Annotated in this window: 18 protein-coding genes; 14 read left to right on the top strand and 4 right to left on the bottom strand. The window is 67.0% G+C overall.

Translation table 11 applies throughout. From position 1 onward, the window contains the following. Positions 1 to 6 precede the first annotated feature (6 nt). Both FAZ11_RS21150 and FAZ11_RS21145 read left to right on the top strand, forming a co-directional pair. Positions 7 to 1176 (top strand): Gfo/Idh/MocA family protein, encoded by a 1170-nt coding sequence (locus tag FAZ11_RS21150; protein WP_058783245.1) that lies wholly within the window; start codon positions 7 to 9, stop codon positions 1174 to 1176. Between the two features lie 72 nt (positions 1177 to 1248). After that, positions 1249 to 2154, top strand: a complete 906-nt coding sequence (locus tag FAZ11_RS21145) for a sugar phosphate isomerase/epimerase family protein (RefSeq protein WP_058772652.1) — start codon at positions 1249 to 1251, stop codon at positions 2152 to 2154. Between the two features lie 131 nt (positions 2155 to 2285). On the opposite strand, the gene FAZ11_RS21140 is transcribed toward FAZ11_RS21145, so the two are convergent. Continuing rightward, positions 2286 to 3200, bottom strand: a complete 915-nt coding sequence (locus tag FAZ11_RS21140) for a MurR/RpiR family transcriptional regulator (protein ID WP_058764214.1) — start codon at positions 3198 to 3200, stop codon at positions 2286 to 2288. 225 nt (positions 3201 to 3425) lie between these two features. Here FAZ11_RS21140 and FAZ11_RS21135 point away from each other — a divergent pair, with 225 nt between their 5' ends. From FAZ11_RS21135 to FAZ11_RS21085, 12 genes are all read left to right on the top strand, one after another. Next, a complete protein-coding gene (locus FAZ11_RS21135) occupies positions 3426 to 5363 on the top strand; it encodes a bifunctional 5-dehydro-2-deoxygluconokinase/5-dehydro-2-deoxyphosphogluconate aldolase (protein ID WP_058772653.1) in 1938 nt (645 codons plus the stop codon). Positions 5364 to 5387: 24 nt separating this feature from the next. Further along, positions 5388 to 6287: a myo-inosose-2 dehydratase gene (gene iolE / locus FAZ11_RS21130; RefSeq protein ID WP_058772654.1), complete on the top strand. Its 900-nt coding sequence runs from the start codon at positions 5388 to 5390 to the stop codon at positions 6285 to 6287. Positions 6288 to 6298: 11 nt separating this feature from the next. After that, on the top strand, positions 6299 to 7114 hold the full coding sequence (gene iolB / locus FAZ11_RS21125) for a 5-deoxy-glucuronate isomerase (RefSeq protein WP_058772655.1): 816 nt from the start codon (positions 6299 to 6301) through the stop codon (positions 7112 to 7114). A gap of 50 nt (positions 7115 to 7164) precedes the next feature. Further along, positions 7165 to 8664 (top strand): CoA-acylating methylmalonate-semialdehyde dehydrogenase, encoded by a 1500-nt coding sequence (locus FAZ11_RS21120; RefSeq protein WP_058772656.1) that lies wholly within the window; start codon positions 7165 to 7167, stop codon positions 8662 to 8664. Between the two features lie 13 nt (positions 8665 to 8677). Further along, positions 8678 to 10615 (top strand): 3D-(3,5/4)-trihydroxycyclohexane-1,2-dione acylhydrolase (decyclizing), encoded by a 1938-nt coding sequence (gene iolD / locus FAZ11_RS21115; protein WP_137279049.1) that lies wholly within the window; start codon positions 8678 to 8680, stop codon positions 10613 to 10615. Between the two features lie 40 nt (positions 10616 to 10655). Beyond that, positions 10656 to 11666 carry a bifunctional inositol 2-dehydrogenase/D-chiro-inositol 1-dehydrogenase gene (iolG, locus tag FAZ11_RS21110; RefSeq protein ID WP_058772658.1) on the top strand — a complete coding sequence of 337 codons (1011 nt, stop codon included), beginning with the start codon at positions 10656 to 10658 and terminating at the stop codon, positions 11664 to 11666. A 275-nt stretch (positions 11667 to 11941) separates the two neighbouring features. Then, positions 11942 to 12106: a hypothetical protein gene (locus FAZ11_RS24710; RefSeq protein ID WP_158295270.1), complete on the top strand. Its 165-nt coding sequence runs from the start codon at positions 11942 to 11944 to the stop codon at positions 12104 to 12106. Positions 12107 to 12229: 123 nt separating this feature from the next. Then, complete coding sequence (locus FAZ11_RS21105) at positions 12230 to 13159, top strand: sugar ABC transporter substrate-binding protein (RefSeq protein ID WP_058764198.1); 930 nt, start codon at positions 12230 to 12232, stop codon at positions 13157 to 13159. Positions 13160 to 13347: 188 nt separating this feature from the next. Then, on the top strand, positions 13348 to 13731 hold the full coding sequence (locus tag FAZ11_RS21100) for a hypothetical protein (protein ID WP_058772659.1): 384 nt from the start codon (positions 13348 to 13350) through the stop codon (positions 13729 to 13731). 47 nt (positions 13732 to 13778) lie between these two features. Next, positions 13779 to 15329, top strand: a complete 1551-nt coding sequence (locus tag FAZ11_RS21095; protein WP_058772661.1) for a sugar ABC transporter ATP-binding protein — start codon at positions 13779 to 13781, stop codon at positions 15327 to 15329. A gap of 44 nt (positions 15330 to 15373) precedes the next feature. Then, positions 15374 to 16399 carry an ABC transporter permease gene (locus FAZ11_RS21090; protein ID WP_058772660.1) on the top strand — a complete coding sequence of 342 codons (1026 nt, stop codon included), beginning with the start codon at positions 15374 to 15376 and terminating at the stop codon, positions 16397 to 16399. A gap of 208 nt (positions 16400 to 16607) precedes the next feature. Beyond that, on the top strand, positions 16608 to 17723 hold the full coding sequence (locus tag FAZ11_RS21085; protein ID WP_058774042.1) for a Gfo/Idh/MocA family protein: 1116 nt from the start codon (positions 16608 to 16610) through the stop codon (positions 17721 to 17723). Here the strand turns inward: FAZ11_RS21085 and FAZ11_RS21080 are convergent. From FAZ11_RS21080 to FAZ11_RS21070, 3 genes are read right to left on the bottom strand one after another with little or no spacing between them, the layout of a single operon-like run. Further along, a complete protein-coding gene (locus FAZ11_RS21080; RefSeq protein WP_137279050.1) occupies positions 17720 to 19309 on the bottom strand; it encodes a gamma-glutamyltransferase family protein in 1590 nt (529 codons plus the stop codon). The genes FAZ11_RS21085 and FAZ11_RS21080 overlap by 4 nt on opposite strands. Before the next feature lie 11 nt (positions 19310 to 19320). Next, entirely contained in the window at positions 19321 to 20193 is an 873-nt protein-coding gene (locus FAZ11_RS21075; RefSeq protein ID WP_058774040.1) for an ABC transporter permease, read from the bottom strand. Continuing rightward, positions 20190 to 21137 (bottom strand): ABC transporter permease, encoded by a 948-nt coding sequence (locus FAZ11_RS21070; RefSeq protein ID WP_058766298.1) that lies wholly within the window; start codon positions 21135 to 21137, stop codon positions 20190 to 20192. The genes FAZ11_RS21075 and FAZ11_RS21070 overlap by 4 nt, the downstream gene beginning before the upstream one ends. Between the last annotated feature and the right edge of the window lie 2 nt (positions 21138 to 21139).

Below are 21139 nucleotides of genomic sequence, written 5' to 3'. Positions count from 1 at the left end.
CAGCAGATGATCAACGGCAGCAAGCGTCTTTCCCGCCCCCTGCGCTGGGCCATGGTGGGTGGTGGAGTGAACAGCCAGATCGGCTACATCCATCGCTCCGCCGCCCTGCGCGACCAGAGTTTCGCCCTGGTCGCCGGCGCCTTCGATATAGATCCGGCCCGCGGCCAGGCCTTCGGGGAAACCCTGGGCGTCGCACCCGAGCGGTGTTATGCGGACTACCAGAGCCTCATCGCCGGGGAAGCCGGGCGCGCGGATGGCGTCGAGGCGATTTCCGTGGCCACTCCCAACGGCACCCACTTCGCCATCACCAAGGCCGCCCTGGAGGCGGGCCTGCACGTGGTCTGCGAGAAGCCGCTGTGCTTCACCCTGGCGGAAGCCGAGACCCTGCGCGAGATCGCCCAGGCGCATAACCGTATCGTCGGCGTGACCTACGGCTATGCCGGCCACCAGCTCATCGAGCAGGCGCGGGAGATGATCGCCGCCGGCCAGCTTGGCGATATCCGCATGGTGCACCTGCAATTCGCCCACGGTTTCCACAGCGTGCCGGTGGAGGCGCAGAGCGAGGCCACCCAATGGCGGGTCGATCCACGCCTGGCCGGCCCGAGCTATGTGCTGGGTGATGTCGGGACCCATCCGTTGTACATCGCCGAAACCCTGCTGCCTGATCTCAAGATCAAGCGGCTGCAATGCAACCGGCAAAGCTTCGTCAAGAGCCGCGCGCCTTTGGAAGATAACGCCTACACCCTGATGGAATACGAGGGTGGGGCCATGGGCTGGGTCTGGTCCAGCGCGGTCAATGCCGGTTCCATGCACGGCCAGAAGGTGCGGGTGATCGGCTCCCTGGCCAGCCTGGAGTGGTGGGACGAGCGACCCAACCAGCTGAGCTTCGAGGTGCAGGGCCAGCCGGCTCAGGTGCTCGAGCGCGGCATGGGTTATCTGCACGCCAGCGCGCTGCTGGACGACCGTATCGGCGCCGGCCACCCGGAAGGCCTGTTCGAGGCCTGGTCCAATCTCTACTACCGCTTCGCCCTGGCGATGGACGCCGCCAACCGCGGCGACACGGCGGCCCTGGCGCAGCTTCGCTATCCGGACATCCATGCCGGGGTCGAGGGGGTGCGCTGGGTGGAGCGTTGCGTGGAGTCCGCCAATCGCGGCGGGGTCTGGATCGATTACTAGCACGGCCTGGTTGCCCAGGACTGGCTCCGCACGGGAGTCGGTCCGCCAATGTCCACAGCAGGGGAAAGCACCATGAAAATAGCCATAGATCCCTACATGTACCGTAACTTGAGCCTGGCGGAGACCTGTCGCCACGTGGCGGAAGCGGGCTTCGACTACCTGGAGTTGTCGCCACGGGAAGACTTCCTGCCCTGGTGGAAGCGTCCGCGCGCGCACCGGGAACGCATCGCCGAGTTCAAGAAAGCCCTCAAGGACCATGGCCTGCAGGTGGCCTCGCTGCTGCCCATGTACCGCTGGGCGAGCCCCCACGAAGACGAGCGCCGGGCCGCCGTGGGCTACTGGAAGGAGGCGATCCAGGCAGCGGTCGAGCTGGGCTGCGATACCATGAACTCCGAGTTCGGCCGTGGTCCTTCACCCGAGCGGGGCCACAAGATCAGTTGCTGCGGCGGTAGCCACAGTCACGAATCCAGCGAAGCGGCCTGGTGGCGCTCCATGGAGGAGCTGGTGCCGATCTTCGAGCGTGAGGGCATCACCCTGAACATGGAGCCGCACCCCGAGGACTGGTGCGAGACGCTGCATCCGGCCATCGACATGCTCAAGAGCCTCGGCTCGGACCACGTCAAGTTCCTCTACTGCGCGCCCCATACCTTCTACTTCGGCGACGACATGGCGCAGATGATCCAGGATGCCGGCGCGCTGATCGGCCACGTGCACATCGCCGACACCTGGAACCACAAGGCGTCTTCCGGGCTGCGCTATATCGTCAATCCGCCCGGTGCGCAGGTTACCGTGCACCAGCACATGAATATGTACCAGGGCGAGATCGACTGGGACCTATTCTTTTCCTCCCTGGCCAAGGTGGGGTTCGACGGCATCGTCACCTCCTGCGTGTTCGGCTGGGAGGAGCGGGCCGACGAGTCCAGTCGTTTCATGCGCCAGGAGATCCAGAAGTACGTGGACAGGTACTGGCCACGCTGACGTCTGAGATGTGACGCAAACGCCCGGCCAGCGACGATGAGCCGGGCGTTTGCATTCCGCCTTGCCCGCCGACCCGGCCGTTCACCCGCCAGGGCGGCAGGGCGGCGGGATGACCGGGCAGGGCGCGGGGGTCAGTCCTCGTCGTCCTGGGCGAGCTGGATGTCGTCCATCTTCAGTTCGAGGCGATAGGCCAGCGCCAGGAACAGCGCCTGGCAGAGGCAGAGGGTGGCGGTGAGGGAGCGGAAGGCGAAGGCACTGCCCTCGCTCACCAGCAGCAGGCCGTCGGCGCGCTTGGCCAGCGGCGAGAGGGTGCTGTCGGTGATGATCAGCGTCTTGGCCTTGTGGTGCTGGGCGATGCGCACGCACTGCTGGCTCTCCTTGCCGTAGGGGCTGAAGCTGATGGCGATGAGCAGATCGCCCTGGGCGATGCTGCGCATCTGCTCGCGATAGCCGCCGCCCAGGCCGGTGATGAGGTGGATGCGCTTCTTGGTGTGCTGCAGGTTGTAGACGAGGTAGTCGGCCACCGCGAAGGAGCGGCGCACCCCCACCACATAGATGTTGTCGGCATTGACCAGCAGTTCGATGGCCTGGTCGAAGGCCGCGTCGTCGAATTCCTCGCCGAGTCGCTCGATGCCGGAGCGGGTGGCGTTGATGCACTCCCGCGCCAGATCGCTGCCACTCTCGTTCTTGCTCTTGTTGGCGATCAGGCTGCGGATGCGCTGCTGGTAGTTCTGCACCGGCGTGGTCTTGTGGGTGTAGGCCTCGCGGAACAGCGCCTGCATCTCGCTGAAGCCCTTGAAGCCGAATCTCTGGCAGAAGCGCACGATGGCCGAGGGGTGCACCTCGCACTGGCTGGCGATGTCGCTGATGCGGTCGACCATCACCCGGTCGCTTTGCTGGCTGACATAGACCGCCACGCGCTTGAGCTGCCGCGGCAGGCTCTCGTAGTCGTTGGCGATGGCGGCGAGCAGCGACTCGACACTGGTGGGCGGTTCGGCGTAGGGGCCGACAGCGGGCATGTCGTCGGGCAGGGTCTCGGAAGACATGGAGGTTTTCTCTCTTATCTGTGCTGTCGGCAAGGTAACCCATTCACCGGATGGCGTCGAAGGCCCGGAGGAAAGCGCGAGCCGGCTGATTGGAAAATTAATTCTATAAAATTGCATTTGAAAAAAATATTGATTTTTGCTTTTTCGCGTTCTAGCCTGGGTTCATTCCGAACAGACGCGATCCCGATCCGGTGATCGCGGCAATAACAATAATCAGGAGCCACCATGGGTGACCAAATCTTCGCCAGCGGGCGCCAGTTGGACGTGATCTGTCTCGGACGCCTGGGCGTCGATCTCTATGCCCAGCAGATCGGCGCACCCCTGGAGGCGGTCGGCAGCTTCGCCAAGTACCTCGGGGGCTCCTCCGCCAACATCGCCTTCGGTACCGCACGCCTGGGGCTGAAGTCGGCGATGCTGACCCGGGTCGGCGACGATCACATGGGCCGCTTCCTGACCCGCGCCCTGCAGCGCGAGGGCTGCGATACCCAGGGCATCACCGTGGATCGTGAGCGCCTCACTGCCATGGTGCTGCTGGGCATCAAGGACCGCGAGACCTTCCCCCTGGTGTTCTATCGCGAGAATTGCGCCGACATGGCGCTGTCCGCGGACGACATCGACGAAGCCTTCATCGCCAGCGCCAAGGCGCTGCTGATCACCGGCACCCATTTCTCCACCGAGGGCGTGTTCCAGGCCAGTAGCCAGGCGCTGGACCATGCGGAAAAACATGGGGTGAAGCGGGTACTGGACATCGACTATCGCCCGGTGCTCTGGGGCCTCACCGGCAAGGCCGACGGCGAGACCCGCTTCATCGCCAGCGCCGAGGTGAGCGCCCACGTGCAGCGCATCCTGCCGCGCTTCGACCTGGTGGTGGGCACCGAAGAGGAATTCCAGATCGCCGGCGGCAGCGAGGATCTGCTCAGCGCCCTGCGGCGCGTACGCGAGGTGACCGCGGCGACCCTGGTGGTCAAGCTCGGCGCCCAAGGTTGCACCGTGATCCATGGCGCCATCCCGGCCCGGCTGGAGGACGGTGAGATCCATCGCGGCATCCGCGTCGAGGTGCTCAATGTACTGGGCGCCGGCGATGCCTTCATGTCCGGCTTCCTGCGCGGCTGGCTCACCGGCGGCGACGATGCCCAGTGCTGCCGCCTGGCCAATGCCTGCGGCGGCCTGGTGGTGTCGCGCCATGCCTGCGCCCCGGCCATGCCGACCCTGGCGGAGCTGGACTATCTGTTCGCCAGCCCGGTGCCCATCACCCGGCCGGATCTGGATGCCACGCTCAATCGCCTGCACCGGGTCGGCACCCTGCAGCGCGACTGGCGCCAGCTGTTCATCTTCGCCTTCGACCACCGCTACCAACTGGTGGAGATCGCCCAGCAGGTGGGCGCCGATCCGGCGCGCATCCCGCGGCTCAAGCAGCTGTTCGTCCAGGCCATCGAGCAGGTCGAGCAGGATCTGGAACAGCAAGGCGTGGCGGCGGATGTCGGGCTGCTGGCCGACGAGCGCTTCGGCCAGGATGCGCTGAACGCCGCCACTGGCCGCGGCTGGTGGGTGGCGCGCCCGGTGGAATTGCAGAACTCGCGACCGCTGGCCTTCGAGCACGGGCGCTCGGTGGGCAGCAATCTGCTGAGCTGGCCGAGCGAGCAGATCGTCAAGTGCCTGGTGCAATTCCACCCTGACGACGAACCCCTGCTGCGCCTGGAGCAGGAGGCCCAGCTCAAGGGGCTGTACCAGGCCGTCCAGGCCAGCGGCCATGCGCTGCTGCTGGAGGTCATTCCGCCGAAGCAGCATGCCTCCCAGCGACCGGACGTGCTCTACCGGGCCATCAAGCGGCTGTACAACCTGGGCATCTACCCGGAGTGGTGGAAGATCGAGGCGCAGCCGGCGGCGGTCTGGCAGCAACTCGACGACCTGATCGCCGAACGCGATCCCCATTGCCAGGGCGTGGTGCTGCTGGGGCTGAATGCCCCGGCGGAAGACCTGGCCGAGGGCTTCCGCCAGGCGCGCAGCAGCTCGACCTGCCGTGGCTTCGCCGTGGGCCGGACCATCTTCGGCCAGCCGAGCCGCGCCTGGTTGGCCGGTGAGATCGACGACACCGGGCTGATCGCGCAGATCCGCAGCAAGTTCGAATTCCTGATCCAGGCCTGGCGCGACGCCCGCGCCTGATCGTCCCTGCCGAGTACCCAAGACATGACCGCACAACAACGACTCAAGATCGGCATCAACCCCATCTCCTGGGCCAACGACGACCTGCCGGCCCTGGGCGGCGACACCCCGCTGGAAACCATCCTGCGCGAGGGCAAGGAAATCGGCTTCCAGGGCTTCGAGCTGGGCGGCAAGTTTCCCAGCGAGCCCAAGGCACTGGGCGCGGTGCTCGGCCAGCATGGCCTGGAGCTGGTGTCCGGCTGGTATTCCAGCGGCCTGGCCCACCGTGACGTCGAAGCCGAGATCGAGGCGATCCGTCCGCATTGCCGGCTGCTGGCCGAGAACGGTGCCAAGGTGCTGGTGTACGGCGAGGTGGCCGGCTCCATCCAGGGCCAGCGCATTCCCCTGATCGAACGGCCGCGTTTCCACAGCGACGCCGCCTGGCAGGCCTACGCCGAAAAGCTCGACCGCCTGGCGGCCTTCACCCTGAGCCAGGGCCTGCGCCTGGCCTATCACCACCATATGGGCGCCTATGTCGAGTCGCCCGAGGACATCGCCCGCTTGATGGCGCTGACCTCCAAGGATGTCGGCCTGCTGTTCGACGCCGGCCACTGCTACATGGGCGGTGGCGATCCGCTGAGCGTGCTGCAGCAGCATCTGGATCGGGTCTGCCACGTGCACTTCAAGGACGTGCGCAAGAGCGTGGTGCAGCTGGCGCGCAACCACCAGTGGAGCTTCCCGGACTGCATCCTGAACGGCACCTTCACCGTGCCGGGTGACGGCGACATCGACTTCTCGGCGCTGCTCAAGGTGCTGGTGGCCGGCGGCTACGAGGGCTGGCTGGTGGTGGAAGCCGAACAGGACCCGGCCGTGGCGCCGGCCTACGAATACGCCAAGAAAGGCTACGACCATCTGCGCCAACTGGTGGCGCAGGCCACCGCCTGAGGAGGCCCCTGATGAATCTGCTCGTCAAAGCCGACCGTAGCGCCCGCGACCTCGTCAGGGTACCGGCCGGTGCCCTGGAATACGTTGGCTTCGCTGCCCATCGTCTGCAAGCGGGCGAGTCGCTGCCGGTGGTGGCTGGCGACCTGGAAGTCTGCATCGTGCTGCTCAGCGGCGGCGCCAGTATCGAGGGCGGTCATCCGCGCCTGGGCGACTTCGCCTGGCGTGGACTGGCCGGGCGCCAGAGCGTGTTCGAGGACGTCTCGCCCTATGCCGCCTACCTGCCCCCGGGCAGCGAAGCCCGGGTGACCGCCGACAGCCCCGCCGAAGTGGCCGTCTGCACCTCGCCCGGCAATCCGGTGGCCAGCGAGTGGCTACCGCCGCGGCTGATCGAGCCGGCGAGCATGGCGCGTTCCACCCGCGGCAAGGGCGCCAACACCCGCTATGTCTGCGACATCCTGCCGGATACGGCGGCGGCCCATTCGCTGCTGGTGGTGGAGGTGCGTACCCCGTCCGGGCATTCCTCCAGCTATCCGCCCCATCGCCATGACCGCGACAACCTGCCGGAGGAGAGCCTGCTGGAGGAGTCCTACTACCACCGCATCGATCCGGGCCAGGGCTTCGTCTTCCAGCGCGTCTACACCGACGAGCGCGACCTGGACCAGGCCATGGCGGTGGAGGACCACGACGTGGTGCTGGTGCCGCGCGGCTATCACCCGGTCAGCGTGCCCTACGGCTACGAGTCCTATTACCTCAACGTGATGGCCGGGCCCAAGCGCATCTGGAAATTCCACAACGATCCGCAGCACGAGTGGTTGCTGAGCCGGTAACCCTTTCGCACCCGCCGTGGCGGCGACCCCAGGACACGAGGATTCAGGACATGAGCGACACCCCCGTCATCGGGCACTACATCAACGGCGAGGTCTCGACCCAGGCCGAGCGCTTCAGCGACGTCTTCAACCCAGCCGAGGGCGTGGTCAAGGCGCGGGTCGCCCAGGCCACGGTGCAGACCGTGGACCAGGCCGTCGCCGCCGCCAAGGCGGCCTTCCCGGAATGGTCCGAGCAATCGGCCCTGCGCCGGGCGCGTATCCTGTTTCGCTTCAAGGAATTGCTCGACCAGCACCACAAGGCACTGGCGGCCACCATTACCAGTGAGCACGGCAAGGTGCTGTCCGACGCCATGGGCGAGGTGACCCGCGGCATCGAGGTGGTGGAATTCGCCTGCGGCGCGCCGCACCTGGCCAAGACCAGCTACACCGACAACATCGGCGGCGGCATCGACAACTGGAACCTGCGCCAGCCGCTGGGCGTCTGCGCCGGCATCACCCCCTTCAACTTCCCGGTGATGGTGCCGTTGTGGATGATTCCCATGGCGCTGGCTACCGGCAACACCTTCATCTTGAAGCCCTCCGAGCGTGATCCTTCCCCCAGCCTGCTGCTGGCCGACCTGCTCAAGCAGGCCGGGCTGCCCGATGGCGTGTTCAACGTGGTCCAGGGCGACAAGGTGGCAGTGGATGCGTTGCTGCAGCACCCGGACGTGGAGGCCATCTCCTTTGTCGGCTCCACGCCCATCGCCGAATACATCCACCAGGAAGGCACCCGCCGCGGCAAGCGCGTCCAGGCCCTGGGCGGCGCCAAGAACCACATGATCGTCATGCCCGACGCCGACCTCGACCAGGCCGCCGACGCCCTGATCGGCGCCGGCTACGGCTCGGCCGGCGAGCGCTGCATGGCCATTTCCATCGCCGTGGCGGTGGGCGAGGTGGGCGACGCCCTGATCGAGAAACTCTTGCCGCGCATCGACGCCCTGCGGGTGCGCAATGGCGTGGAATCTGACGCCGACATGGGCCCGCTGGTGACCGGCCAGCACAAGGCCAAGGTCGAGGGCTACATCACGAAAGGTGTGGAGGAGGGCGCCAAGTTGCTGGTCGATGGCCGCAACTTCAAGGTACCCGGCGCCGAGCACGGCTTCTTCGTCGGTGCCACCCTGTTCGACGGCGTCACCCCGGAGATGACCATCTACCAGGAAGAGATCTTCGGCCCGGTGCTGGGCATCGTGCGGGTGCCGGACTTCGCCAGTGCGGTGGCGCTGATCAACGCTCATGAATTCGGTAACGGCGTCTCCTGCTTCACCAGCGACGGCGGCATCGCCCGCGCCTTCGCCCGCACCATCAAGGTGGGCATGGTCGGCATCAACGTACCCATCCCGGTGCCCATGGCCTGGCATTCCTTCGGCGGCTGGAAGAGATCGCTGTTCGGCGATCATCACGCCTATGGCGAGGAAGGCCTGCGCTTCTACACCCGCTACAAGAGCGTGATGCAGCGCTGGCCCGACAGCATCGCCAAGGGCGCCGAATTCAGCATGCCCACCGCCAAGTGAGCCGGGAGATCCCATGAGCACCCAACGTCTGACCATGGCCCAGGCCCTGGTGAAATTCCTCGATAACCAGTACCTCAGCGTCGACGGCGTCGAGACCAAGTTCGTCGCCGGCATCTTCACCATCTTCGGCCACGGCAACGTGCTGGGCCTCGGCCAGGCGCTGGAGCAGGACGCCGGCGAGCTGGTGGTGCACCAGGGGCGCAACGAGCAGGGCATGGCCCATGCCGCCACCGGTTTCGCCAAGCAGAAGCTACGTCGGCAGATCTACACCTGCACCTCCTCGGTGGGCCCGGGCGCGGCCAACATGCTGACCGCCGCGGCCACCGCCACCGCCAACCGCATCCCGCTGTTGCTGCTGCCAGGGGACGTCTATGCCAGCCGCCAGCCCGATCCGGTGTTGCAGCAGATCGAGCAATTCCACGACCTGTCCATCAGCACCAACGATGCCTTCCGCGCGGTGAGCAAGTACTGGGATCGCATCAACCGCCCCGAGCAGCTGATGAGCGCGGCGATCAACGCCATGCGCGTGCTGACCGATCCGGCCGAGACCGGCGCCGTGACCCTGGCGCTGCCCCAGGATGTGCAGGGCGAGGCCTACGACTATCCCGACTATTTCTTCGCCAAGCGGGTGCACCGCCTGGATCGCCGGCCGCCGGTGGCCGCCGCCATCGAGGACGCCGTGCGGCTGCTGGCCCGCAAGCGCAAGCCGCTGCTGATCTGCGGCGGCGGGGTGAAGTACTCCGGCGCCGCCGCAGCCCTGCAGCGCTTCGCCGAGCGCTTCGAGATTCCCTTCGCCGAGACCCAGGCCGGCAAGAGCGCCGTCGTCTCCAGCCACGAACTCAATGTCGGCGGCATCGGCGAGACCGGCTGCCTGGCCGCCAACCTGCTGGCCAAGGAGGCCGACCTCATCATCGGCGTGGGCACCCGCTACACCGACTTCACCACCTCCTCGAAATGGCTCTACCAGCATCCCGAGGTGGAATTCCTCAACCTCAACGTGGCCGCCTTCGACGCCGGCAAGCTCGACGGCCTGGCCGTGGTGGCCGATGCCCGCGAAGCGCTCCTGGCGCTGACCGAGGCGCTCGCTGCCTCCGACTATCGCGCCGGCTGGGGCGCCCAGGTGGGCGAGGCGCGCGAGCGCTACCGCCAGGAGGTGGAGCGGGTCTATGCGGCTGGCTATACCGGTGCCGATTTCGTCCCGGAGATCGACGACGACCTGCCGCGCGCGGTGCTGGAGGAATTCGTCCGCCTGACCGGCTCCTCCCTGACCCAGAGTCAGGTGCTCGGCCGCCTCAACGAACGGCTTGACGACGACGCCATCATCGTCGCCGCCGCCGGCAGCCTGCCGGGCGACCTGCAGCGCGCCTGGCAGAGCAAGGGCGTCAACACCTATCACCTGGAGTACGGCTACTCCTGCATGGGCTACGAGATCAATGCCGCCCTGGGGGTGAAGCTGGCCGAGCCGGAACGGGAGGTCTATGCCCTGGTCGGCGACGGCTCCTACCAGATGCTGCACTCGGAGTTGGCCACCTCCATCCAGGAGCGGCGCAAGATCAACGTGGTGCTGCTCGACAACATGACCTTCGGCTGCATCAACAATCTGCAGGTCGGCCACGGCATGGGCAGCTTCGGCACCGAATTCCGCTACCGCAACCCGGAGACCGGCAAGCTCGACGGCGACTTCGTGCCGGTGGACTTCGCCATGAGCGCCGCCGCCTACGGCTGCAAGACCTATCGCGTGCGCAGCCTGGAGGAGCTGGAAGCGGCCTTGGCCGATGCCCGCCGCCAGAGTGTTTCCACCCTGATCGATATCAAGGTGCTGCCCAAGACCATGCTGCATGGCTACCTGTCCTGGTGGCGGGTGGGCGGGGCCGAAGTCTCCACCAGCGAGAAGATCGCCGCCGTCGCCCGGGTGCTCCAGGAAAAAGCCGCCCAGGCGCGCCAGTACTGATCGTTCGCTCCACAACAATTCCAATGAGGAGATTGCAGTCATGACCTTGAACATCGGTGTCATCGGGACCGGCGCCATCGGCCGCGAACACATCCGCCGCCTGAGCCATACCCTGCTGGGCAGCCGCGTGGTGGCGGTGACCGACATCAACGCCGAGCAGGCCACCCGGGTGGTCCAGGAGCTGGGCATCGCCGCCGAGGTCTACCCGGACGGCCATGCGCTGATCGCCGCGGCGGACGTCCAGGCCATCGTGGTCGCCTCCTGGGGCCCGACCCACGAGGAATACGTACTGGCGGCCATCGCCGCGGGCAAGCCGGTGTTCTGCGAAAAGCCCCTGGCGACCACCGCCGCAGGCTGCAAACGCATCGTCGAGGCCGAGCAGGCCCACGGCAAGCGCCTGGTGCAGGTGGGCTTCATGCGGCCCTACGACGCCGGCTACCGCCAGCTCAAGGCGGTGCTCGACGCGGATCGCATCGGCGCGCCGCTGATGATCCACGCCGCCCACCGCAATCCCACGGTGAGCGAGCACTACAGCACCGACATGGCCATCACCGACACCCTGATCCACGAGATCAACGTGCTGGCCTGGCTGCTGGACGATCACTACGTCTCCGCCCAGGTGGTCTTTCCGCGCAAGGCACCGGCGGCGCGCGAGCACCTGCGCGATCCCCAGGTGGTGCTGCTGGAAACGGCCAAGGGCGTGCGCATCGACGTCGAGGTGTTCGTCAACTGCCAGTACGGCTACGACATCCAGTGCGAGATCGTCGGTGAGCGCGGCATCGCCCGCCTGCCCGAGCCGACCTCGGTGCAACTACGCAGCGAGGCGCGGCTGTCCAACGAAATCCTCATGGATTGGAAGGACAGATTCATCGCCGCCTACGACGTGGAGCTGCAGGCCTTCATCGATGACCTCGCCGGCGGCGGGCTGACCGGGCCCTCGTCCTGGGACGGCTACATCGCCGCGGTGACCGCCGATGCCTGTGTCAAGGCCCAGGACAGCGGCGCCATCGAGCCCATCGGCTTACCCAGCCGGCCGGCCTTCTATGGCTGATGGCCGTCCTTGGTGCCCCTGGTGAGCGAGTTCAGGCGGCCTGGCGGCGGTCGCGACAGGCCTGCCGTTTGCGTGACCCGAGCGAGGTTCCAGCCGCGCTCGCCGGTCGCTCTCCAGAGTGGATTTTCCGGGTATCAGAGAGGGTGCATATTTTTTCTATAGCGTTTGTATTGGAAATAAAATTCCAATAAAGTGGTTTCAGGTAGCTGCACGAACACGACCTCGGCCTCCAGGCCAAGGCGTAACCAACAAGAACAAGATCAGGTGCCGTCCCCATGAAGACTTCCGTCTCTCCTTCGCTCAGCTCCGTTCCCTCAGCCGAAGCCGCGCCGCCGTTGCCCGCCATCCTCGGCTGGCTGCTCCGGCTATGCAGCCACGAGCAGGCGGGCGCCGTGATCGGCGCCATGCCTGGCGCGCCTGTCCTCTACCGACTCAAGTAACGCGCGCCCAGGTCGGTCGCGAGCACCGCTATCAAGACCTGGGTCAGCCCTTCCCTGGAGTGTGCCTCGCGTCGGCACAGCGCTGTTCCTTTGCTATCCCGCCCCCAGAACGGAGTTTTGTCCATGCCTTTCAAACCTCGCCTTGCCGCCCTCGCCGTATCGCTACTGCTGGCCAGTACCTCCGTGCTCGCCGATCTGAAGATCGGCGTGAGCATGCCCACCTTCGACGACAACTACTTGACCTATCTGCGCGAAGACATGAGCAAGAAGGCCAAGCAGGACGGTATCCAGTTGCAATTCGAGGATGCGCGCAATGACGTGGTCAAGCAGCTCAATCAGGTCCAGAGCTTCATCAACCAGAAGGTCGATGCGGTGATCGTCAACCCGGTGGATACGGCCGCCACCCGCAACATCATCGAGTCGGCGACCAAGGCCGGTATTCCGCTGGTCTTCGTCAACCGCAAGCCGAATGACCCCAAGCTGCCGCTCGGGGTGGTGACCGTCACCTCCAACGACCGCGAGGCCGGACACCTGCAGGCGCAGTACCTCGCCGACAAGCTGGGCGGCAAGGGGCAGGTGGCGATCCTGCTGGGTGAGCTATCCAACAACTCGACCCAGGTACGGACGGCGGGCTTCAAGGAAATTCTCGCCAAGTATCCCGGCATCAAGATCGTCGACGAGCAGACCGGGCTCTGGTTACGGGACAAGGGGATGGACCTGACCAGCAACTGGCTGCTGGCGGGCAAGGAGATCGATGCCATCCTGTCGAACAACGATGAAATGGCCATAGGCGCGGCGATGGCGCTCAAGCAGGCGGGCAAGAAGAACGTGCTGGTCGGCGGCGTGGACGGGACGCCCGATGCCCTGGCGGCGATCAAGCGTGGCCTGATGACCGTTTCGGTGTTCCAGGATGCCAAGGGGCAGGCGGATGGGGCCATCGAGGCCGCGGAAAAGCTGATCAAGAAGGAGCCGGTGGACCAGAACATCACCATTCCCTACCAACTGATCACGCCGGACAACGTGGCCGAGTTCCAGGCCAAGCTCAAGCAGTAACCCTGGCGGCCGGCAGTCGTCCAAGAGGCACCCGCAAGGGTGCCTTTTTCGTTTGTGGACCTATCTCATAAAAAAATTCCAAAAAATAATTGACTAGAAAATAAATTCCAATCAAAGTCGATCCAAGGCTAGATCCCATGGAGCTCCGCTCGCGGTAGCTTCTACAACAACAATAAGAAGGTGTGATCATGACGTCCGCTCCGTCGGCGCTCGTACCTGTCCGCATTCCTCTCGCCTGCTGCCTGGGCCTGCTGCTGACCTTCAGCGGTGTCGCCGTGGCCGAGCCGCGTATCGCCGCCACCCGGGGCAACTCCGACCCCTACAGCGCCCCGCAGGTCGTTGCACCCAGCCTCACTCCGGTCGCCACCGCTCGCCAGAGCGCCGAGCCCGTTCGCGCTGCCGGCTTTCCCCGCGCGTCTCTCGACCGCCGTCTGGACGTGGATCGCCTTCCCGCCAGGGGCCTCGTCCGCGGCACCCACGACCACGTCGCCAGCCGGCAGCGGCTAGGCGATCCACGGCGTTCGCTCCACCTCGTCACCCTCGACAACCCTCAGCAGTTCCAGCGTCTATGACTGAAACCGCGAGCCGCCCCGAGGTGGCCCGCGAGGAGATCGTGATCATGCTCAGTTCTGCCACCACCGCGGCGCCCGCGGTATCGCCAGCCGGCGCCTCTACGGACTACCTGCTCGAGATCATCGACGTCACCAAGGAGTTTCCCGGCGTCAAGGCGCTGTCCCACGTCCAGCTGCGGGTACGACCGGGCACGGTGCTGGCGCTGATGGGCGAGAACGGCGCGGGCAAGTCCACGCTGATGAAGATCATCGCCGGCATCTACCAGCCCGACGCCGGCGAGATCCGCCTGCGCGGCGCACCGGTGCGCTTCGAGACGCCGCTGCAGGCGCTGCAGTCGGGCATCGCCATGATCCATCAGGAACTCAACCTGATGCCCTTCATGACCATCGCCGAGAACATCTGGCTGGGCCGCGAGCCGCTCAATGCGCTGCACCTGGTGGACCACGGCAAGATGCGCCGCCAGACCCAGGCGCTGCTCGACCGGCTGCGCATCCGCCTGGACCCCGACGAGGCGGTGGGCGAGTTGTCCATCGCCGGGCGGCAGATGGTGGAGATCGCCAAGGCGGTGTCCTACGACAGCGATGTGCTGATCATGGACGAGCCGACCTCGGCCATCACCGAGACCGAGGTGGCGCACCTGTTCTCGATCATCGCCGACCTCAAGGCCCAGGGTAAGGGCATCGTCTACATCACCCACAAGATGGACGAGGTGTTCCAGATCGCCGATGAGGTGGCAGTGTTCCGCGACGGCCAGTACATCGGCCTGCAGCGCGCCGACAGCATGAACGGTGACGGCCTCATCACCATGATGGTGGGTCGCGAGCTGAGCCAGCTGTTTCCCGAGCGCACAGCGCCGCGCGAAGAGGTGTTGCTGTCGGTGCGCGACCTGGGCCTGGCCGGGGTGTTCTCCGGTGTCTCCTTCGACCTGCATGCCGGTGAGGTGCTGGGCATCGCCGGGCTGATGGGGTCGGGACGCACCAACGTCGCCGAGACGCTGTTCGGCGTGACCCCGGCCACGGCGGGGGAGATCCGCATCGATGGTCAGTCGGTGCGCATGAGCGATCCCTGCCTGGCGATCCAGAAGGGCCTGGCGCTGCTCACCGAGGACCGCAAGGACACCGGCATCTTCCCCTGCCTGACGGTCGGCGAAAACATGGAGGTCGCGGTGCTGCCCGGCTTCGCCCACGGCGGCTTCGTGCAGCAGCGCCGGCTGGACGATCTCTGCGAAGAGATGCGCCAGCAATTGCGGGTGAAGACGCCCTCGCTGGACCAGTGCATCGCCAACCTCTCCGGCGGCAATCAGCAGAAGGCGCTGATCGCCCGCTGGCTGATGACCCAGCCGCGCATCCTGATTCTCGACGAACCTACCCGCGGCATCGACGTGGGTGCCAAGGCCGAGATCTATCGGCTGATCGCCAAGCTGGCCGCCGAGGGCCTGGCGGTGATCATGATTTCTTCCGAGTTGCCCGAGGTCCTGGGCATGAGCGACCGGGTGATGGTGATGCACGAGGGGACCGTCACCGGCTTCCTCGATCGCAGCGAAGCCACCCAGGAGCGCGTCATGCACCTGGCTTCCGGCAATCCCGTTTTCCATTGAACCGGCCGACGAAACCCGCTGACGCAGCACGAGGTGATAACAAGATGAGCGCCATCCTGGATAAGAAAACGGCGGAGCCTTCCGCTCCCCGCAGCCGACGTCGGATACCCACTGAGCTCGGTATCCTGATGGTACTGCTGGGCATTGGCCTGGTCTTCGAGGCGTTCGGCTGGGTGCTGCGCGACCAGAGCTTCCTGCTCAATTCCCAGCGGCTGGTGCTGATCATCCTGCAGGTGTCAGTGATCGGCCTGTTGGCCATCGCCGTGACCCAGGTGATCATCACCACGGGGATCGACCTCTCCTCCGGCTCGGTGCTGGCGCTGTCGGCCATGGTGGCGGCGAGTCTGGCCCAGACCTCCGATTTCGGCCGGGCGGTGTTCCCCTCGCTGACCGACCTGCCGGTGTGGGTGCCGGTCATGGCCGGCCTCGGGGTAGGGTTGCTGGCCGGTGCCATCAACGGCAGCATCATCGCCGTCACCGGTATCCCGCCGTTCATTGCCACCCTCGGCATGATGGTCTCGGCTCGCGGCCTGGCGCGCTTCTATACCGATGGCCAGCCGATCAGCATGCTGTCCGATAGCTACACCGCCATTGGCGCCGGGGCCATGCCGGTGATCATCTTCCTGGCCGTGGCGGTGATCTTCCACATCGCCCTGCGCTACACCAAGTACGGCAAGTACACCTACGCCATCGGCGGCAACATGCAGGCGGCGCGCATCTCCGGGATCAACGTCAAGAAGCACCTAATCATCGTCTACAGCATCGCCGGCCTGCTCTCGGGCCTGGCCGGGGTGGTGGCCTCGGCGCGTGCCGCCACCGGCCAGGCCGGCATGGGCATGTCCTACGAGCTGGATGCCATCGCCGCGGCGGTGATCGGCGGCACCAGCCTGGCGGGCGGGGTAGGGCGCATCACCGGCACCGTGATCGGCGCCCTGATCCTCGGGGTAATGACCAGCGGTTTCACCTTCCTCGGCGTCGATGCCTACATCCAGGACATCATCAAGGGCCTGATCATCGTGGTCGCCGTGGTCATCGACCAGTACCGCAGCAAGCGCAAAGCCAAGCGTTGAGGCTCGACTCAGGCGCGGGGCTGCTCTTCTCCCCCTCTCCCCCTGGGAGAGGACCGGGGTGAGGGCCGCCCCCGCACCCAACCGCCTTTCTCCCTCTCCCTCTGGGAGAGGGCCGGGGTGAGGGCACTCCCACCCTTCACCCACCCTTTTACCCGGCAGGCTAATGGCTTGGGCTGCCGGGTCTTTCTACAGCCTGACGGAGAACGACATGCGCGACCTCGGTATCGGCCTGATCGGCACCGGCTTCATGGGCCACGCCCACGCCCAGGCCTTCCAGCATGCGGCGAGCAGCTTCACCCTGCCGGTCCGCCCCCGGCTGGTGGCCCTGGCCGACGCCGATCCAGAGCGCGCCGCCCGCTGCGCCGCTGACTGGGGCTTCACCCGTAGCTGCGACTGGGAACGCCTGATCGCCGATCCCCAGGTCGAGCTGGTGGCCATCACCACGCCCAATCTGCTGCATGCCCCCATGGCCCTGGCCGCCCTGGCGGCGGGCAAGGCGGTCTATTGTGAGAAGCCGCTGGCGGTGAGCCTGGAGGAAGCCACGCGGATGCGCGACGCTGCGCGCCAGGCCGGGGTGGTCAATCGCGTTGGCTACAACTACCTGCAGAACCCCATGCTCAAACAGGCGCGTGAGCTGATCCAGAGCGGCGAGTTGGGCGAAATCGTCAGCTTCAGCGGCGAATTCAGCGAAGACTTCATGGGCGATCCCCAGGGGCCCTTCACCTGGCGCTGCGAGACCCGCCAGGCCGGCGGCGCCCTGGCCGACCTGGGCAGCCATATCCTGTCGCTGGCGCGCTTCCTGCTCGGCCCGGTCACAGCGCTCTGCGCCGATCTGCACACCGCCCATGCCCAGCGGCCGCACCAGGGTGGCACCCGGGCGGTGGAGATCGACGACCAGGCGCACCTGCTGCTGCGCTTCGCGAGTGGCGCCCGCGGCACCCTGACCACCAGCTGGCTCAAGCACGGCCGCAAGAATCGCCTGGCGGTCGAGGTCTGCGGCACCCGCGGCACCCTGGTCTTCGACCAGGAGCGGCTCAACGAACTGCGTCTCTACCAGGTAGGCGACCGCCCCGGCCTGGCGGGCTTTCGCACCCTGCTGGCCGGTCCGCACCTGCCGGACTACGCCGCCTTCTGCCCGGCGCCCGGCCACCAGCTCGGCTACAACGAACTCAAGACCCTGGAGGTCCGCTCGCTGCTGGAGGCCCTGGGCGGCAACCCCGGGCATACCGGGGTCGACTTCCAGGAAGCCTGGGAGGTGGAACGCCTGGCCCAGGCCGCGCGGCAATCGGCGCAGGAGGAGCGCTGGGTCAGGCTGGACGCTTAGTACCCCGCCACCAGGCCATCCTTGCGCGGATCGGAGCCGCCCACGTAGCCCCCGGCGACGCGCTGGATGATCTGGGCGCCGCCGAAGGCGAACACGCCGGAGGGCTCTTCCACCGTCACCTCGTGGCCCAGGGCCCGCAGTGCTTCCAGGGTGGCCGGGTCCAGGCTGCTTTCCACCGCGACCCGGCGACCGCCTTCGAGGCGCCAGCGCGGGGCGTCGGCGGCGGCCTGGGGATTCTGCCGGTACTTGAGGATGCGCAGCATCAGCTGCAGGTGACCCTGGGCCTGCATCGGGCCGCCCATCAGGCCGAAGGCCATCAGCGGGGTGCCGTCGGCGTTCATGGCGAAGCCAGGGATGATGGTGTGGAAGGGCCGCTTACCCGGGGCCACGCTGTTGACGTGGTCCGGTGCCAGGGTGAAGCCGGCGCCGCGATTCTGCAGGCTGATGCCGGTGCCCGGCACCACCACGCCCGAGCCGAAGCCCATGTAGTTGGACTGGATGAAAGAGATCATCATGCCGCTGTCATCGGCCGCCGACAGGCAGACGGTGCCGCCCGGACGCGGGGCGCCATAGCCGGGATCGCCGGCGCGCGGCCCGATTAGCCCGGCGCGTTCGCGCAGGTAGGCCGGGTCCAGCAGGTGTTCGGCCTGGACGCGCATGTGCGCGGAATCGGTGACGTGCTGGTAGAGATCGGCCAGCCCCAGCTTCATGGCTTCGATGGCGCGGTGCAGGGTGGCGGGGCTGTCCACCGGGTCGGCGCCGATGCCGGCGGCTTCCAGGATGCCCAGGCCGGCGAGGGTGGCGATGCCCTGGCCGTTGGGTGGCAACTCGTGCACCACGGCGCCGGCGAAGGGCAGCGAGAGGGTGTCGATCCAGTCGGCCCGGTGGGCGCGCAGGTCTTCCTCATCGAGTACCGCGCCGTGTTCGCGGGCATGGCGGGCCATGGCCTGGGCCAGTTCGCCCTGGTAGAAGGCGGCGCCCTCGCTCTCGGCGATGGCTTCCAGGGTCCGCGCATGATCGGGCAGGCGTACCAGGGTGCCGGCGCGGGGCACGCCATTGGCCAGGAAGCAGGCGGCGAAGCCGGGTTGGTCCTTGAGCTGCTCGGCGCCACGGCGCCAGAGTTCGGCGATCACCGGGGTGAGCAGGAAGCCGTCGCGGGCATAGTGGATCGCCGGGCCGGCCAGGGTGGTCAGCGGCAGCTTGCCGTAGCGTTGGGCCAGGGCGACCCAGGCGGAGACGGCGCCGGGTACGGTGACCGCGCCCCAGCCGCGGGCCGGCATGGCGCTCTGGCCGGCGAAGTATTCCGGCGTCCAACCGCGCGGCGCGCGGCCGGAGGCATTGAGGCCCTGCACCTGCTTGCCGTCCCAGACGATGGCGAAGGCGTCGCTGCCGATGCCGCAGCCGGTGGGTTCCACCACGGTGAGCACCATGGCGGCGGCCACCGCGGCGTCCACCGCGTTGCCGCCGCGGCGCAGCATCTCCACCCCGGCCTGGGCGGCCAGGGGTTGGGAGCAGGCCACCAGGTTGCGGCCCATGACCGGCGAGCGGGCCGAGGAATAGGGGTTGTGATAGTCCAGATCAGGCATGGGTAGGGATCTCATTGGTGACGAGGATCGAGGGCGTCGCGCAGGCCGTCGCCCAGCAGGTTGAAGCCCAGCACGGTGAGGTAGATGCAGACGCCCGGGGCGATGGACATCCAGGGCGCCTGCTCCATGAAGTTCTTGGCGGTGTTCAGCATGGAGCCCCAGGAGGGCATCGGCGGTTGCTGGCCGAGGCCGAGAAACGACAGGCTGGCCTCGGCGAGGATGGCGGCGGCGATGGTCAGGGTGGCCTGGACCACCAGCGGCGAGAGGATGTTGGGCAGCACGTAGCGCCAGAGAATCCAGCGATCCGGCAGGCCGATGGCGCGCGCCCCCTCCAGATAGTCCTCGTGGCGGATGGCGAGCACCTGGCCACGGGTCAGGCGGGCGAACACCGGCATGGCGGACAGGCCGATGGCGATCATGGCGTTGCCCAGACTCGGGCCGAGAAAGGCCCCCAGGGCGATGGCGAGGACCAGGAAGGGACAGGACAGCAGGGCTTCGACCAGGCGTGAGACCACGGCGTCCAGCCAGCCGCCGAAGTAGCCGGCGATCAGGCCCAGGGGCACCCCCACCAGCAGGGCGATGGCCACCGAGACCACGCCCGCCAGCAGCGAACTGCGCGCGCCCCACAGCAGGCGCGAGAGCAGGTCGCGCCCGAGTTCGTCGGTGCCCAGCCAGTTCAGCGCCGAAGGCGCCTTGCGTACCGCCAGGAAGCTGGTCTTGAGCGGATCGAAGGGGGCCAGCCAGGGTGCCAGCAGGGCGGCCAGGGCGAAGGTCAGGATCAGGGCGGCGCCGAGCAGCGCGCCGCGATTGGCGCTGAACTTGCGCCAGAAGGGCGAGCGCGCGGGCTTCAGGGTAGCCGGGCGGGGCAGGGTCAGGGCGTTCATGCGGCTTGCCTCAGGCGCGGATTGATCAGGCGGTAGAGCAGGTCGGCCACCAGGTTGAGCAGCACGAAGCCCACCGCCACGCAGAGCACCACTCCCTGGACCACCGCGTAGTCACGGTTGAACACGGCGTCGACGATCATCTTGCCGAAGCCGGGGATGCTGAAGACCTGCTCGGTGAGCACCGCGCCGCCGAGCAATTCGCCGAACAGCAAGGTGGTGAGGGTGACGATGGGCATCAGCGCATTGCGCAGCGCATGACGCAGGATCACCACCCGCTCGCGCAGGCCCTTGGCCCGGGCAGTGCGCACGTAGTCGGCGCGCAGCACCTCCAGCATGGCCGCCCGGGTATGGCGCATCAGGGTGCCGGAGAGGCCGGCGCCCAGCACGAAGGCGGGCAGGATCAGGGTGCGCAGGTTGCGTAGCGGGTCCTCGTGGAAGGGCACGAAGCCGGAAGCCGGCAGCCATTGCAGCTTCACCGCGAACAGCAGGATCAGGAGGATGCCGAGCCAGAAATGCGGGATGGAGATGCCGGACAGGGCCACCAGGTTGGCGCCGTAGTCCACCGCCGTGCCACGGCGCACCGCGGCGAGGATGCCGGTGGGGATACCGATGGCCAGGGCGATGAGGATGGCCAGCAGCGACAGCTCCAGGGTCACCGGCAGCTTCTCGGCGATCAGCGCCGTCACCGGCTGGTCGGTGCGCAGCGAGATGCCCAGGTCGCCCCGCAGCACTCCGCCCATCCAATGCAGGTATTGCACCGGCAGGGGATCGTTCAGCCGGTACTTCTCGCGCAGGAATTCCAGCACCTGGGGATCGCGTTCCTCGCCGGCCATGGCCAGCACCGGATCGCCTGGCAGCAGTTGCTGCAGGGTGAAGACGAACAGCGACACCAGCAGCAGGGTGGGCAGGGCACTGAGCAGGCCACGCAGGAAGAGGCGCAGCATGG

Origin of the sequence: Pseudomonas rhizoryzae, assembly GCF_005250615.1 — a bacterium.
In the GTDB taxonomy this organism is placed as follows: domain Bacteria; phylum Pseudomonadota; class Gammaproteobacteria; order Pseudomonadales; family Pseudomonadaceae; genus Chryseomonas; species Chryseomonas rhizoryzae.
The sequence above is the reverse complement of the archived record's forward strand: the minus strand, read 5'-3'. Positions and strand labels throughout refer to the sequence as shown.

Bases quoted from the DNA above. Each gene is read 5' to 3' on its own strand.
- FAZ11_RS21150 (WP_058783245.1), top strand. From the start codon at position 7: ATGATCAACGGCAGCAAGCGTCTTTCCCGCCCCCTGCGCTGGGCCATG.
- FAZ11_RS21145 (WP_058772652.1), top strand. From the start codon at position 1,249: ATGAAAATAGCCATAGATCCCTACATGTACCGTAACTTGAGCCTGGCG.
- FAZ11_RS21140 (WP_058764214.1), bottom strand. From the start codon at position 3,200: ATGTCTTCCGAGACCCTGCCCGACGACATGCCCGCTGTCGGCCCCTAC.
- FAZ11_RS21135 (WP_058772653.1), top strand. From the start codon at position 3,426: ATGGGTGACCAAATCTTCGCCAGCGGGCGCCAGTTGGACGTGATCTGT.
- iolE (WP_058772654.1), top strand. From the start codon at position 5,388: ATGACCGCACAACAACGACTCAAGATCGGCATCAACCCCATCTCCTGG.
- iolB (WP_058772655.1), top strand. From the start codon at position 6,299: ATGAATCTGCTCGTCAAAGCCGACCGTAGCGCCCGCGACCTCGTCAGG.
- FAZ11_RS21120 (WP_058772656.1), top strand. From the start codon at position 7,165: ATGAGCGACACCCCCGTCATCGGGCACTACATCAACGGCGAGGTCTCG.
- iolD (WP_137279049.1), top strand. From the start codon at position 8,678: ATGAGCACCCAACGTCTGACCATGGCCCAGGCCCTGGTGAAATTCCTC.
- iolG (WP_058772658.1), top strand. From the start codon at position 10,656: ATGACCTTGAACATCGGTGTCATCGGGACCGGCGCCATCGGCCGCGAA.
- FAZ11_RS24710 (WP_158295270.1), top strand. From the start codon at position 11,942: ATGAAGACTTCCGTCTCTCCTTCGCTCAGCTCCGTTCCCTCAGCCGAA.
- FAZ11_RS21105 (WP_058764198.1), top strand. From the start codon at position 12,230: ATGCCTTTCAAACCTCGCCTTGCCGCCCTCGCCGTATCGCTACTGCTG.
- FAZ11_RS21100 (WP_058772659.1), top strand. From the start codon at position 13,348: ATGACGTCCGCTCCGTCGGCGCTCGTACCTGTCCGCATTCCTCTCGCC.
- FAZ11_RS21095 (WP_058772661.1), top strand. From the start codon at position 13,779: ATGCTCAGTTCTGCCACCACCGCGGCGCCCGCGGTATCGCCAGCCGGC.
- FAZ11_RS21090 (WP_058772660.1), top strand. From the start codon at position 15,374: ATGAGCGCCATCCTGGATAAGAAAACGGCGGAGCCTTCCGCTCCCCGC.
- FAZ11_RS21085 (WP_058774042.1), top strand. From the start codon at position 16,608: ATGCGCGACCTCGGTATCGGCCTGATCGGCACCGGCTTCATGGGCCAC.
- FAZ11_RS21080 (WP_137279050.1), bottom strand. From the start codon at position 19,309: ATGCCTGATCTGGACTATCACAACCCCTATTCCTCGGCCCGCTCGCCG.
- FAZ11_RS21075 (WP_058774040.1), bottom strand. From the start codon at position 20,193: ATGAACGCCCTGACCCTGCCCCGCCCGGCTACCCTGAAGCCCGCGCGC.
- FAZ11_RS21070 (WP_058766298.1), bottom strand. From the start codon at position 21,137: ATGCTGCGCCTCTTCCTGCGTGGCCTGCTCAGTGCCCTGCCCACCCTG.